Origin of the sequence: Thalassoglobus sp., assembly GCF_048270125.1 — a bacterium.
Classification (GTDB): Bacteria; Planctomycetota; Planctomycetia; order Planctomycetales; family Planctomycetaceae; genus Thalassoglobus.
On record NZ_JBLWTN010000019.1, the window covers coordinates 1 to 13,211 of the forward strand.

The following is a 13,211-nucleotide window of genomic DNA, read 5'->3' on the forward strand; positions in this document are numbered from 1 at the left end:
TACTCACACTTGCACCAAGCGTTCTGGCAACTCGGCTGCATGTTCACTATCCTCAAAGCGTTTTAGGACCGGTTCTAGAGAAATGCGTTCTTCACGGGCACACTGTCGAGCAAACTGCTCTAAAGGAGCACGAGTCCGATGATGCTCAAGGCGATTAGTGCGACGGCGTAAGCGGTTGAAAAACGCGGAGCCAATAGCTACTGAGAAAGCGGTCGAGGAATTTCACAAAAGGTGGACAGTCTTCGATGGATTCTTCTTCCATTAAAAAGACCAGTGTACTTCTCCAGAACTTCAGGACTTTTGTTTAGAACATTGTGCACTGGAGAAAATTGGAAATCCCAAGGAACAGCAGCCCCCAAAGGATGATTTTATGTTCAGAGAGAAATGCCAAGAGGGTTGAGATCATTTCCAATGGGACCATCCATGTCATGCGATGGACTTTATTTCACTCTCTCTGGGACAACCTCGCCCATTGCTTCGAACATTTTGGAGTGCTCCGGTTTGAAAACAGCTCCGATGAGGATGTCGACCAAGTTTGATTTGAACTGGGGATGTTCTCTCAGAAACGACCCGAAGCTAAAGCCGGGTGTGTAGAAGGCGTAGACCAGTTTGCGGAAGTTCGAGACGCCAAATCGATACTCATCCTGCCAGGCACCAAGAGTCTGTGCTGAGATGTCGCCGGTAGAAAGTGCATTGTGGGCAGCGTCGGCGACAAATTCTCCACCCTTCATCGCCAGGTAAACACCTGAGGAGTAGACCGGATCGAGGAAGCCGAACGCATCACCGCATAAGACCCAGCCATCGCCAGCGGCTTGTATGGAGGAGTACGAAAAGTCCTTCGTCATGAAGAACTCCATACATTGCTCGGCGTTTTCAAGCCGATTTTCTAACGCAGGGCATAGTTTAAGTTCGCGGTGGTAGGTCTCCTCAGGGGTGGAACCTTTGGGGAACATGTGCGACATCTCTCCGGTGCAGCCAATGCTCACGATGTCGTTGCGTAAGGGGATAAACCAGAACCAGGTCTTCTGGCCTTTGGTTTGCATGACGAGAGTTGCGTTCTCATTTTTCCCTTCGCCGCGTCGCGCACCTTTGAAGTATGTCCAGATCGCCCCTTTTTGGAGATAGGGGTCCGCGACCCGGAGCTTGAGTCGATTGGAAAGGAATGCAGAGTTCCCTGAGCAGTCGACGACAATTTTTGATTGAATCTCTCGCGATTCGACATTTCCATCATCGTCAGTTAATTTGACTTTGACGCCGGTCGCACGATCGCCATCGAAGAGAACTTCGAGCACCTGAGCCTGTGTGCGAACGGTTGCTCCTTTCTCCACTGCATTTTCAGCGAGCATTTTGTCGAAGTCTGCTCGCTCGACCTGCCAGGTCTGAGAGCTGTCCAGTGGGCAGTGCTCATCGAAAAAGAACGGAGCTGATTCTTTCCAACCGTCAGAAATGAATTGCACGCTGAATTTTTTAGGGAACGCACTTGCCTTCATCTTTTCGATGAGGCCAAGTCTTTTCAGCGGCCAGTATGTTTCCGGAATGAGCGATTCGCCGATATGAAAACGAGGGATTGTGGATCGTTCAAGCACAACAACCGAATAGCCTCGCTCAGCGAGTAATGCCGAAACAGTTGTACCTGCCGGTCCCGCACCGATGACAACGACATCGTATTGATTTTCAACAGGAGTCGAGAATGCGGTGTCGGCTGGATAAACTGAACGGATCATTAGCGGTTAACCTCAATCATCAAAATCAAAAGGCTTTGATGATTGATAATAGCCGGTTTGACAGAAACGTCCACTGTTGAAAAGATCCTGAAGAACTTGCCTCGATTTTTATGGAAAAGTGAGCGATGCCCATTCTCGGAATTGAAACATCCGGTCGATCTGGAACGATTGCCGTTGTCCATCAGCAAACTGTGCTGGATGCAACGGAACTCTCCGCAACCGGACGCAGACATGCGCGGACTCTTGTTCCTGAGATTGGCCGGTTACTTGCCGATCAGGATCTTGCCATGACTGACTTGGATGGGATCGCTGTCAGCTTGGGGCCGGGAAGTTTTACCGGACTGCGAGTCGGCGTCGTGTGTGCCAAAACTCTTGCCTATTCGTTGCAACGCCCACTCGTGGCGGTTGATACGTTTTTAGCTGTCGCTGAGAATTCCGGTCGAGACAAGCAATTGATCTGGGTGATCGACGATGCCTTAAGAGGCGAAGTGTATGCCGGAGCGTATCAACAGTCTCAAAGTGGAGAATGGGTCTGCCAGACCTCTTCGAGACTGATGTCTCTGGAAACTTTCAAGCGGCAGGTCAAAGCTGACGAGCCTGTCACCGGGCCGGGTGTCACGAAACTGCTCGATGATCTTCAGGGGCTCAATCTCGTCGATGAGACGGACCGTATTCCACATGCGCGACAGATTGCTTTGATTGGTGAGAGAAGAATTCAGAGCGGAGAGTGCGACGACTACTGGACAGTCGAACCGCATTACATGCGCAGGAGCGCGGCTGAGGAAAAAGCTGACCAAGCTTGCTAGAGCATCTATCGAATTGGTGTTCAACTTCTGCCTCGTGGCGAACAGCATTTTTATTTGAGAAATGCGTTCTTCTCGGGCACACGGTAGAGCAAACTGCTCTAGCTCTCAAAAACCTGAAAAAGACCATTTAATGCCGGTAATCCAGTATGATTTTTGGCGTATTGATAGCGGTTCTTAAATCGTTAGCAACAGTCTGATTAGCATAATCAATAGAATCGAAACACTTGCCCCGGGATTTTGTGTACATGAGTGCGAGTCGCAGCGATCCTTTGAGCTAGTGTTGTCTGAACAGACTCAATACTGGGGCAGAAGTCGGCTCGATCAGCGCTCAACCTTTGTCGTTGATTTTTGTGCCTGTATTGAATGCATCTCATCAGTGAAGTTGCTGTTCGCCGCAAGATAGATCGGGAACGCCAATTCGAAAGATGCTCTAGATTTGGATGTGCTCGCTGCAACTCGATCAGCCATTCACTTAGGTTGGTCGAACCAAAATTTTGCCGCACGAATTCACATCCACAGGGATGGAAAAATAATCGATGACACTAGAATCAAATAACGAAATTGATACTCAAAGCGAAAGCGACGTTTCGACATTTTCATCGAAACATCAATTTTGGACTGAGATTGTTGAACAACGTCGGGAAGGGCGCGTTGATTTTCGAGCGACTGGAAATGCCTTTCCGCTCGGAGAGTCAGGAGACGAACCACTTGGCGGTTCTGTTCGCTTCTGGACCGTGGATGTTTCCACGACCGGAGCACTTATTCGAATATGCTCCCCTCTGGAGTGCCAGAGAATGTTCATCGAACTCTTCATGCCTCAGTTGGCGAACTCTTTGATTGAAGTCAAAGTTGTGAGGACTCTCGAAGACGACAGTCAGGCGCTCAGTGGAAAATTTGAAGCCTCCTTTCTTTACGGCTTGCAGTTTTTGCAGATCGTGAGCAAGGATGACGTCGGTTTTGAAAATTTCGAACGTACGACTGAGGTTCCGTTCCAGCAGCAAACTGAGCCAGAGATCGATTCTACATCGATCGCTGAGAGGTTCTTCAGCGATACCAATTCAAAGATTCGGCTCACGGCAGCGATGACGCTTGTCGTTCTTCTCTCCGGAGTTTTATTTTTTGTAAGCTGACGGAAGCTGAACGTCTGCACAAAGCGGACTATGCCGCTGATCGCTTCGGTGCTTCGGTTTGGACATCCTGCTTTGGGAGATCTTCTCCTTTTGCTAAAGCAACTGCGATTTTATCAAGCCGATCCATCTCTGCCTGAATCTGTTGAGTGACCTCCTCGATCACTTCGCGCGTTGCGTCTTTGGGGACGTATATCGGTTCCCCGGTCACTGCGTACACCCTTGAGAATGGTTTTGGGACAATCAAGTCTGTCCAACTCCCCTGCAAGCTCCAGGCGTTTGAGCAGCTAAATGCAGTGGCGATCACGGGGGTTCCAGATTGAGCAGCGACAAACGCACAGCCGAGTTTCATTTCTCGTCGCGGTCCGCGCGGCCCATCCGGCGTGATCACCAATGAATGGTCTTTGATTTCTTCCATCGATTTGACAATTGCAGTCGCTCCGCCTCGTGAACTTGAGCCTCGCACCGCTTTAAGCTTCAGTGCTTTCAAGACATTCGAGACATAATCTCCATCGCGATGCGGACCGACCAGTCCGACAATCGATCGTGGACGGTTCATGAATAGTGGGTACAGCAGCGAATCGTGCCAGACGCTATAGACACACTCTTCTGTTCGATTCGGTTCGTATGGGTCATGAACCGGGTCGGTGAGGCGGATTTCAATACGAGTCGTTTTGTACAACGCTCGCAGTGACCAGACAGCGATCTCACAGATGATACGATTGAGTAACGGACTTTTGATCTTCATTATCAACTCTTTGCCAATCCCTGGCAGCAGTGAAAACGTCAACTTTATTGAAGGATTCACAGTGATTCGTCCCGAATCTCCGTGCGCTCATGCTTGTGTGAACCCCGATCATTTTCGGTTCAACAGGACCGCAAGCTAACATTTCTCGCAATTTGAGCCAATTCCAGTATTGGAAGCGTGTTGGTTACGACGTAAGTCATTGTTGGCGAATTGCTTACGAGGATTTCAGTGTGGCGAATACGTATGCAGATTCAGCTCGAAGTTTGCTCCTGTTCTTTGAGACTGGTCAAAAGCGTTTCTGCAAACGTCAGGAATTGCTTGCTTTCGAACTGGAGTCTGATCAGACACAGGAACCTGCTGAACAGGTGAGAGAAGCTCTGCTCTTGATCGGATGCTGACCACTGTCAGAGGGGCTGAATGGAGGCTGCTGGATTCTGTGAAAAAATCAAATTTTATTCATCCATCCATGTCGACTCGTCGTTGAGTACGAACGTATCGTCAAGTACGATTACGTTTGAAAGAGTCATCCCGAAGCTGCATAACTCGAATGTTAGGCAGGCCAAATTCAGCTAATGAAAGAGAACTGATGAGCAGCGACAATCCTTTTGAAGTCTCAGGTGATTCGTACGGCGATCGATCTGGGGGAGACTATGATTCATCCGGTGTTGAGGTTTCGGGCCTCTCGATTCAGTTGCTTGCAGAAACGCGGCCTTGGGTTTCGTTGATTGGAGTTCTGATGTGGGTTGGAACTGTGTTGATGGTCCTGGGCTCGCTCTTTGTGATCGCGGCTGCTTTGTTCACCGGTGAAACGGGAATGATCTTGATGGGCTTTCTGTATGTCCTGATTGCAGTCGTCTATGGAATTATGGCGAAGTCTTTGACTGGCTACGCCAGCAAAATTAACTCGCTCATCGCCACAGAACGACTGGTCGATTTAGAGGAAGCCCTGCGGTCTCAAAAGACTTTTTGGAAAACCGTCGGAATCATTACAGTGATTTATCTTGTCTGCCTCATTCTTATGATCATTGGAATGATGCTGTTCGGCGTGATGCTCGGGAACATGTAACGGTTTTGACCTTCAGGTTCAACCATTTTCGAATCGGGGGGATGTCTCGTCGTTCGCAAGCAGCGATCACGAGAGATCTCCATTCCGGTTTCCACTGCTGCTAACCGCTGCAAACTGCTGCAAATTGTCGCTTGAAAGGGAATCGTGTCAGTTCAGCAAGCTGATCAGCAATCGACAATCCACATTGTTGATACTCGAACCGAAATTGAAACTCCCGAGAATGTCATCCTGACGTTTGATTTGGCTGGGCCCGGTTCACGGGCTTCGGCGTATATCATCGATCTGGCGATTCGGATGGTGGTCGCTTGGGGACTCATCTATTTGATCCAATTCATGATTCCGTTGATGGGAGATGGATTGCCGATTGGGATTCTTCTTGTCGGAATTTTTCTCCTGGAATGGGGCTACACCGCGCTGTTCGAAGGCTTCTGCAATGGGCAAACTCCCGGTAAGAAGATGCTGAAGCTGCGAGTGATCAAAGATGCTGGGTATCCGATACATTTTTATGATGCTGCTCTGAGAAACCTGCTGCGTGCTGCCGATTTTTTACCCATTGGTTATGGTGTTGGCCTGCTGAGTATGGCTGCCACAAAACGGATGCAGCGGCTCGGCGATCTGGTTGCGGGAACGATTGTCGTCCGGGCAGATGTTCACACCTACAAGAGAAATCCAGGTGCGTTTCGTAACGTCGAACCGATTTTGCCAACGGAATGCGACCGCCGCTTTCATGTCTCTGAGAGAACCCTTGATGTCATCGAACAACTTCTTTGGAGAAGAGAACAATTAGGCCGTCGACGCGTCGAAGAGATCGCTTCGATTCTCGCGCAGCCGATTGCGGATCAACTGGGGTACAGACTCGGCGACAACCGAAACGGTGCACGTGACATTTTGTTTTTGCGCAGGATATTGAAAACATTTACATCGTCGGAACAGGGGGCATAGAACAGGGAGAAAAGAAGGGTGCGTTGCAGGGAAGCCTAAGTGATTGATCTCGAATTCTAGCTACTTAACTCCCGGTGAATCCCCGGCGTCAACGACCTTGTTGAACCTCCTTCGTACGCTGTCGACTCGAATCTGTTGATCGAACTTTGTACAAAGAGAAGTCGATAGTTTTCTCAATGAAAGAATTCGCAGCCGAATGAAATCGCTCATTGACAACTGAGTCAACAAATCGCTTCCGGAGTGCTTGAACGACCTCGGAGGGATGCACAAAAGTTCCAGCCGAGTTCCTGTCAGAGTCCTTTCCAGATAAAAAATACCCCGATGAATCGTGATGAGTTCATTTCGAAACGGCAACGTGAATGGAAACGGTTCCAGGTTTTGCTGGATCGTGCAGAGCAGGAACGTGTCAAGAAGCTGACCGGACAGGAAATCGCGGAACTCTCGGGCCTGTATCGTGGTCTTTGCTACGACTTATCACTTGTGCAGTCCCGCGATTGGGGGACCAGCATGAGCCGCTTTCTGAATGGGTTGGTCGCGCGTGGCCACAACGTTTTATATCGCAGTCAACCCGGTTCGCTGGACGCAGTGATTCAGTTTTTCGTTGCTGAATTCCCGCGTTTGTTGCGAGCGAATTATAAATATTTTCTCGTGGCGTTTTTCTTCTCAGTCGTTCCCGGAACGATATGCGGAATCCTCGTTGCGTACGACACCTCTTTAGCTGGACGCATTTTACCGGGGCAGGTTCAAGCTCAAATGGAACTCAGTTATTCGGAAAGTATCGCTGGCAGGAATACCGGTTCGGAAGGGATGATGGCTGGCTTCTATGTCCGCAACAATGTCGGGATCGCTTTCAAGTGTTTCGCATTAGGAGCCTTTGCGGGAATCGGGACGATTACTGTTTTAACATTCAATAGTATCTTCCTGGGAACGGTGACCGGTTACCTCATTGGACGAGGCCATCAATCCAACTTTTTTGAGTTTGTAGTCGGCCATGGTTCTTTTGAGCTTACGGCAATTGTGATTTCCGGAACAGCAGGCTTGATGCTGGGGAATGCGATTGTTCACCCCGGACAAAAGAGACGCTGGGATGCGTTGCGTGAACGTGGACTTGATTCAGTGAAGATTGCACTTGGAGCAGGAGTAATGCTGATTATCGCGGCGCTCATCGAAGGCTTCTGGTCTCCGTCCGGAGCAATTGGCGGAATCAGTGACGAGACCTGGCGGACCATCAAAATGTATGTTGGTGGAATGCTCTGGGTCTTTGTGGGACTTTATCTCGCACTCGGAGGACGCACAAAAATGACTTCCGTCGGTCACAACAGTTCCGAGGTGGCCGCGTGAAGTTGGACGGGGCGATTTTTGCAATTGAACAGCGTTCCGTTGGTGGGTGCATCGATTTAGCGATTGCATTTTATCGCGAGCACTTTCTGTCGATCCTGCAACTCCTCGTCTGGTTTGCGGTTCCCTCGATTGCTCTCACCTGGTGGCTGGTCAGTTCTGAATCAGCGACTCTCACAGAGGCATTGCTGTTGTTTTTTGTGGAATCCCCATTCTTTGGAGCGGCACTTGTGGCAGCGAGTGGGCACCGTGCTTTTGGAGAACCATTCTCACCCTGGGTGGGGATCAAAGCACTCTGGAGGCGACTCTTTTTCTTCGGAGTGCTCGTTGTCATCGTGAAGTTTCTTACCTTTCTGGGGTTCTTTGCGTTCATTTTTCCAGCCTACTTAATATCGACCCGCTACGGTTTTCTATCGGAAATTCTCTTCCTGGAAAACTGTCCTGCGAGGAAGTACGAGACCCGACTCTCCGACTTGATGAATCAGAACTTCAAGAATCTGGTGGGCCGGTTGGTCTATATTTTGTTTTTCTTTTCAAGTGTTATGACCTCTTTGTTTTTGCTGGTCGATTTGGGAGCCTCGACACTATTCGGGATGCCAGTTCTGTTTCGACGCGTTTCCAGTATCGAGTATATGGCTGATGAGTTGTTGACACTCTTAACGGTCGATCCATTGGTCGCCGTTGTGCTGGTCAGCTTGTGTTGGCTGGTTTACCCCGTCGCCCGTTTGGCCTGGATGTTTTGCTATCTCGACGTTCGCATTCGTAATGAGGGTTGGGATCTTGAGATTGACTTCCGAGTTGAAGCTCAACGTTTGGAGGGGGCCACATGATATTGCGAAGCCTCATCCTTTGTCTGTTTCTCGGAATGTTCTCAGCTTCTGTCTGCCTGGGCCAGAATAATGAGGGAGTGCTCGATTCGGGAGAAGTCCAGCAAACCGTCAAAGATATTCTCAGCGATCCCGAGTACCGACATCTGTTTCGGGAGAAAGCAACGGCCAGAGAGACGGAAGAGCTTCCGGATATCATGAAGGAGTTTTTAGAATGGCTTTTCGGAGAGGACGACGAAGCGGGAGCACCGACTGAGGCCAGACAACCCAGTTTGAATCTTGGGCAATGGTTGCTCTACTCCGCCATTGTCATTCTCGTTGCAATCCTGCTCATTATCGCGGTGAATTTATTTCGTCGTATGAGTTTCAATCAACAAGATGATGAATTCCTGTTGGGAGAGGATCAGGAGGCGATCACTCCCACATCACCGCCGGGGGACATTCCAGCCAACGAATATGAACAGCGGGCGCTACTCGTTGCCGGTCGAGGTGACTTTCGTTCTGCGCTTCGCGAACTGGTTTTAGGAGCCATGAGTTGGACGGAACGGGCGGCGCTCATTCGTTATCGTCGTGGGCTGACGAACCGGGATTATGTGCGTGCTTTGTGGAGCGATCTCCCGAGGAGAGAGTCTCTTCAGGAGATTATTCTGGAGTTTGAACGTGTCTTTTACGGTCGCCGTCCCGCAACGAAAGAGGCATTCGAAAAATGCCTGATAGAGTTTCGACAATCATTCGCTAAGGAGGATGGCAATGCGCATCTGGCGAATTGAAACTCTCTGGGTCACTTTGACGTTTCTGGTTTTGCTGCTGGGAGTCTGGTGGATTCCCGGATCAGCGAGTGTCAAATCCGATTCATACAGTTCGGCCTTTCCCGGAAAACGAGTCTTCTATCAGGCCATGCAGCGACTTGGCACAGATGTTCATCGAAGCACGGATGAACTCATTCCGCGTCCGGGGTTTGAAGATCGAATTCTTATTCTCGGGCCGGCTCGATATCCGTCTGAGCAGGAATGGGACGAACTTTTCTATGAAGTTCTCGACGGAGCGACATTAGTCTTTGCGGCCTCTACAACTGACCCGTTTGTCGAAATTCCGCAATTCGGCCTCACCATTACAACTCAAGAAATACTTGAGGAGAAAGCGAAACTGGAAGAGTTGAAGAAGCAGGGAATCGAAGTTGAGGTGGAAGAAGATGAGGTTGAACTGAACGAGTCATTTCTCGATGCATCATCTTTCAGCGATCTGGAAGATGCCGTCGCAGAGACGGAACTCGTCGACCATCCGGTGACCTGGAAATCAAACGCCATCTTCGATTTAGACTCCATCGGCAATTGGGAAGTCTTACTGAGCTCAAACGATCACCCCCAAGTGGTTCGTCAAGAAGTTGGAATGGGAACAGTTCTTTTTTGCACCAGTGATGAGATTTTCAGCAATGGAGCGATGGTCGATTCGGAGCGGGCTTTACTGGCCTTTCGGATCGTCGAAGCGACTCCGGTTTGGGGAGAGACTTTCATCGATGAAACACTCAACAGTTCGGGAGTCCCGAAAGTCGTCGGGATTTTGTTTACCCCGGCATTTCGTCCGATCACTCTGCAACTGATCTTGATCGGAGTCCTGTTTGGCTGGATCGGTGCGCGACGTTTCGGTCCGGTTTACGAATCGATGTACTCTCGTCGCCGCAGTATCGTCGAGCATGCGAATGCACTGGGAGTGTTGTATTTCCGTGCTCATGCTGGGGCTCACTCACTTGAAAGTATGTACGAATTTTTGAAGTTGGAATTGCGTTCGCTGTATGGAAATGGATTTCGAGTCGATGATGCTGCTGCGGTGGCACGCCAGGTACGGATGGAACCGGCCGAGGTTGCTGAACTATTGAAAGCAGTCAAGATGGCAATTCGCCGTGGAGATGCGAAAGCGATCAGCAACGCGGAAGCGGGACGTTTGTTAAAACAACTGTCGTTCCTGATTTCGAGGCTTCGTTCAGATTCATAAACCACGGCACTTCAGCACGAAAACAGGTTTTGAAGTTTCGCGAACAAGAATTTAAGTCTCTACAAATTCAACGTGGCAAGGAGTCACTTATGGAACTCGAAAGAGTCAAAATCTTATTTGATGAATGTCTCGAAGAAATCGGCAAAGTTTTCGTCGGTCAGGTGGAGCTTGTTGAGGGAGCATTGATTGCTCTCTTTTCTGAGGGGAGTGTGTTAATCGAAGGTGTTCCCGGTCTGGGCAAAACGCTGTTGGTCAACACTCTTTCAAAAGTGGTCTCTTGCGAATTTGGTCGTGTCCAGTTCACTCCTGATCTGATGCCCTCTGACCTCACAGGGCACAACGTCTACAGCATGAAGGACCAGCAGTTCCATTTCATCAAAGGGCCGGTGTTCACGAACTTGATGCTTGCGGATGAAGTTAATCGCTCGCCACCAAAAACTCAGTCGGCACTCCTGGAAGTGATGGAAGAAAAGCAGGTGACTGTTGATGGAGAAACGCGTCACCTCCCTCGTCCGTTTCTGGTTTTGGCGACTCAAAACCCGCTGGAACATGAAGGTACGTATCCGCTTCCAGAAGCTCAGGTTGATCGCTTCATGTTCAAGTTGATGATCGACTATCCGCCAGTTGCTGACGAGAAACGAATCCTTGGCCACTATGCATCCGGAAAAAATCCTCATCAACATCTTGGTTACGATCTTAAAGCTGTGATGGCATCGACTGATGTACTGGAGATTCAAAAAGTTGCTTCGCAGGTCATCGTGGAAGAAAAGGTCATCAATTACATCGTTGAGATTATAGACCGGACCCGCAACTGGCATTCGGTTTCTGTGGGCGCCAGTCCTCGCGGGGGAGTGAACATGTTAGTTGCCGGACGGACTTTGGCAGCCTGTCGCGGTCGAGATTTTGTGACTCCGGATGACATCAAGGAGATCGCTCCCTGGGTCTTGCGACACAGGCTTCTGCTGCGTCCAGATATCGAAATTGAAGGGACAACCGTGGATGATGTGATTCTGGAAATCATGGACAACGTTGAGGTCCCCCGTTCATGACACCACGTCCTCGAATGTTACTTCTGTTTGCTTGCACGTTTCCGATTCTGATTGCTGGGATCTGGATGCCACCGCTGCGGATGTTGGGATTGTTTGGCAATCTCATTGTGATCGGTGCGGCCCTCGCTGATCTGTTCGTCAGTGAATCCTTGGCGAAACTGAAATTGGAGCGCGAAGTTTCCGAGGTACTCAGCGTCGGGTCACGCAATCCCGTGAACTTAATCGTTCGCAATACCGGAAAAACGTCCGTCGTCGTTGATCTGTATGACGAGACTCCGCAGCCAGGATCTGCGAGCAGCAATCCTCTTACCATGGAAGTCGCTCCAATGCAGGAGCGCATAGAACGTTACACCTTCGAGCCGCACGAGCGTGGAAGAAATTCGTTTGATTCAATCTCACTACGAAAGGAAAGTACATTCGGTCTGTGGACCTTCACGCAGCAGCGCCCCTTGAAAACAAAAGTTCGAATCCTTCCAGATATTCGTGCCGTCTATCGTTACGAATTGATGGCCCGTCGAAATCGCGTTGATGAACTCGGCATCAAAATGAGGCGCCTACGCGGGCAGGGAAGTGAATTTGAGCGACTGCGTGAGTATCGGCGTGATGACGAGATGCGGCAAATTGACTGGAAAGCTTCTTCGAGAAAACAAGAACTCGTCAGTCGAGAATTCAACGTCGAGCAGAATCAAAATATCCTGATCGCCGTCGACTGTGGTCGATCGATGCTTAATGAATCGGACGGCGTTTCGTACTTGGATCGAGCATTGAATGCCTCGATCATGCTCAGTTACATTGCACTTGGTCAAGCCGACAACGTCGGGTTTATGGCGTTCTCCAATAAGGTTGAACGTGTAGTCCGTCCTGTCCGAGGTAAGCCAGCAATTCAAACTATTTTACAGCACTCGTTTGATCTTCAACCGCGCCGAGAAACTGCTGACTATACACTGGCGATGGAACAACTCTCGCAGCGTTTTCGCAAACGCTCGCTTGTCATTTTGTTGACTCATGTTGTCGACGACAAGCATCTTGAGGAACTTCACCATGCCCTGAAGTCCATCCGCTCCCGGCATCTGTTTTTGTGTGTCTTCTTGCAAGATCTCGGGTTAACGAATCTGGCGACAAAAGTCCCCACATCCGATGTCGAAGCGTTTCAGTGTTCCGCTGCGGCTGAGTTGCTGACTGCTGTTGAAAAGAAGACGATCACGATGAAAGACTCTGGCATTCTGACGATGAGTTCGCTGCCGGACAAACTCACTTCCACTGCCATTAACGGCTATCTCGAAGTCAAAGCCCGGCACCTTCTGTAGGGCTTCCGTTGATCGCTGCTTCATATCAAGCGGTCGGTTGCACGTTGTGTGATCCTGCTTCGTGCTGCGAAATTGAGGGCATTCAGGATGTTCTTGAAGAATGTTCAGGAAAATTGAGCACAATCGGCGCGAAGTTTATGTTTCTATTATTCGGCTGAATTTACCGCAACTTACCAATTCGTAATGGATTACCGTACCAGCAGACTTAAAATGGCATTGATTTCGCCTTACCACTCTCTTTGACCGTGCGGATTGCGCAAAGTGTACAGGCGAATCAGCTCGGAA

The 13,211-nt window shown here is 49.7% G+C and carries 12 protein-coding genes; 10 read left to right on the plus strand and 2 right to left on the minus strand.

Annotated elements, in window-relative coordinates:
* Nucleotides 1-440 precede the first annotated feature (440 nt).
* On the minus strand, nucleotides 441-1,724 hold the full coding sequence (locus tag ACN0YR_RS17815) for an FAD-dependent oxidoreductase (RefSeq protein ID WP_417850590.1): 1,284 nt from the start codon (nucleotides 1,722-1,724) through the stop codon (nucleotides 441-443).
* Between the two features lie 125 nt (nucleotides 1,725-1,849).
* On the opposite strand from ACN0YR_RS17815, the gene tsaB reads away from it, so the two are divergent.
* Both tsaB and ACN0YR_RS17825 read left to right on the plus strand, forming a co-directional pair.
* Nucleotides 1,850-2,530, plus strand: a complete 681-nt coding sequence (gene tsaB / locus ACN0YR_RS17820) for a tRNA (adenosine(37)-N6)-threonylcarbamoyltransferase complex dimerization subunit type 1 TsaB (protein ID WP_417850591.1) — start codon at nucleotides 1,850-1,852, stop codon at nucleotides 2,528-2,530.
* Between the two features lie 536 nt (nucleotides 2,531-3,066).
* The gene (locus ACN0YR_RS17825; protein WP_417850592.1) at nucleotides 3,067-3,660 is read left to right on the plus strand and encodes a PilZ domain-containing protein; all 594 of its coding nucleotides are present in this window, start codon (nucleotides 3,067-3,069) and stop codon (nucleotides 3,658-3,660) included.
* A 28-nt stretch (nucleotides 3,661-3,688) separates the two neighbouring features.
* Here ACN0YR_RS17825 and ACN0YR_RS17830 read toward each other — a convergent pair whose 3' ends face one another.
* A complete protein-coding gene (locus tag ACN0YR_RS17830) occupies nucleotides 3,689-4,405 on the minus strand; it encodes a lysophospholipid acyltransferase family protein (RefSeq protein ID WP_417850593.1) in 717 nt (238 codons plus the stop codon).
* A 586-nt stretch (nucleotides 4,406-4,991) separates the two neighbouring features.
* Between ACN0YR_RS17830 and ACN0YR_RS17835 the strand changes: the two genes are divergently transcribed.
* The 8 genes from ACN0YR_RS17835 (at nucleotide 4,992) to ACN0YR_RS17870 (ending at nucleotide 12,926) form a co-directional block, all read left to right on the plus strand.
* Nucleotides 4,992-5,471 (plus strand): hypothetical protein, encoded by a 480-nt coding sequence (locus ACN0YR_RS17835; RefSeq protein ID WP_417850594.1) that lies wholly within the window; start codon nucleotides 4,992-4,994, stop codon nucleotides 5,469-5,471.
* Between the two features lie 144 nt (nucleotides 5,472-5,615).
* Complete coding sequence (locus tag ACN0YR_RS17840; RefSeq protein WP_417850595.1) at nucleotides 5,616-6,413, plus strand: RDD family protein; 798 nt, start codon at nucleotides 5,616-5,618, stop codon at nucleotides 6,411-6,413.
* Between the two features lie 321 nt (nucleotides 6,414-6,734).
* Nucleotides 6,735-7,754 carry a stage II sporulation protein M gene (locus ACN0YR_RS17845; protein WP_417850596.1) on the plus strand — a complete coding sequence of 340 codons (1,020 nt, stop codon included), beginning with the start codon at nucleotides 6,735-6,737 and terminating at the stop codon, nucleotides 7,752-7,754.
* Nucleotides 7,751-8,581: a hypothetical protein gene (locus ACN0YR_RS17850; RefSeq protein WP_417850597.1), complete on the plus strand. Its 831-nt coding sequence runs from the start codon at nucleotides 7,751-7,753 to the stop codon at nucleotides 8,579-8,581. The genes ACN0YR_RS17845 and ACN0YR_RS17850 overlap by 4 nt, the downstream gene beginning before the upstream one ends.
* Complete coding sequence (locus ACN0YR_RS17855) at nucleotides 8,578-9,348, plus strand: DUF4129 domain-containing protein (protein ID WP_417850598.1); 771 nt, start codon at nucleotides 8,578-8,580, stop codon at nucleotides 9,346-9,348. Before ACN0YR_RS17850 ends, ACN0YR_RS17855 begins: the two co-directional genes overlap by 4 nt.
* On the plus strand, nucleotides 9,329-10,570 hold the full coding sequence (locus tag ACN0YR_RS17860; protein ID WP_417850599.1) for a DUF4350 domain-containing protein: 1,242 nt from the start codon (nucleotides 9,329-9,331) through the stop codon (nucleotides 10,568-10,570). Before ACN0YR_RS17855 ends, ACN0YR_RS17860 begins: the two co-directional genes overlap by 20 nt.
* An 89-nt stretch (nucleotides 10,571-10,659) precedes the next feature.
* Nucleotides 10,660-11,619 (plus strand): AAA family ATPase, encoded by a 960-nt coding sequence (locus tag ACN0YR_RS17865; RefSeq protein WP_417850600.1) that lies wholly within the window; start codon nucleotides 10,660-10,662, stop codon nucleotides 11,617-11,619.
* Nucleotides 11,616-12,926: a DUF58 domain-containing protein gene (locus ACN0YR_RS17870; RefSeq protein WP_417850601.1), complete on the plus strand. Its 1,311-nt coding sequence runs from the start codon at nucleotides 11,616-11,618 to the stop codon at nucleotides 12,924-12,926. Before ACN0YR_RS17865 ends, ACN0YR_RS17870 begins: the two co-directional genes overlap by 4 nt.
* Nucleotides 12,927-13,211 lie beyond the last annotated feature (285 nt).

Excerpts from the sequence above, each read along its gene's own strand:
- ACN0YR_RS17815 (WP_417850590.1), bottom strand. The coding sequence starts at position 1,724 with ATGATCCGTTCAGTTTATCCAGCCGACACCGCATTCTCGACTCCTGTT.
- tsaB (WP_417850591.1), top strand. The coding sequence starts at position 1,850 with ATGCCCATTCTCGGAATTGAAACATCCGGTCGATCTGGAACGATTGCC.
- ACN0YR_RS17825 (WP_417850592.1), top strand. The coding sequence starts at position 3,067 with ATGACACTAGAATCAAATAACGAAATTGATACTCAAAGCGAAAGCGAC.
- ACN0YR_RS17830 (WP_417850593.1), bottom strand. The coding sequence starts at position 4,405 with ATGAAGATCAAAAGTCCGTTACTCAATCGTATCATCTGTGAGATCGCT.
- ACN0YR_RS17835 (WP_417850594.1), top strand. The coding sequence starts at position 4,992 with ATGAGCAGCGACAATCCTTTTGAAGTCTCAGGTGATTCGTACGGCGAT.
- ACN0YR_RS17845 (WP_417850596.1), top strand. The coding sequence starts at position 6,735 with ATGAATCGTGATGAGTTCATTTCGAAACGGCAACGTGAATGGAAACGG.
- ACN0YR_RS17855 (WP_417850598.1), top strand. The coding sequence starts at position 8,578 with ATGATATTGCGAAGCCTCATCCTTTGTCTGTTTCTCGGAATGTTCTCA.
- ACN0YR_RS17860 (WP_417850599.1), top strand. The coding sequence starts at position 9,329 with ATGCGCATCTGGCGAATTGAAACTCTCTGGGTCACTTTGACGTTTCTG.
- ACN0YR_RS17865 (WP_417850600.1), top strand. The coding sequence starts at position 10,660 with ATGGAACTCGAAAGAGTCAAAATCTTATTTGATGAATGTCTCGAAGAA.
- ACN0YR_RS17870 (WP_417850601.1), top strand. The coding sequence starts at position 11,616 with ATGACACCACGTCCTCGAATGTTACTTCTGTTTGCTTGCACGTTTCCG.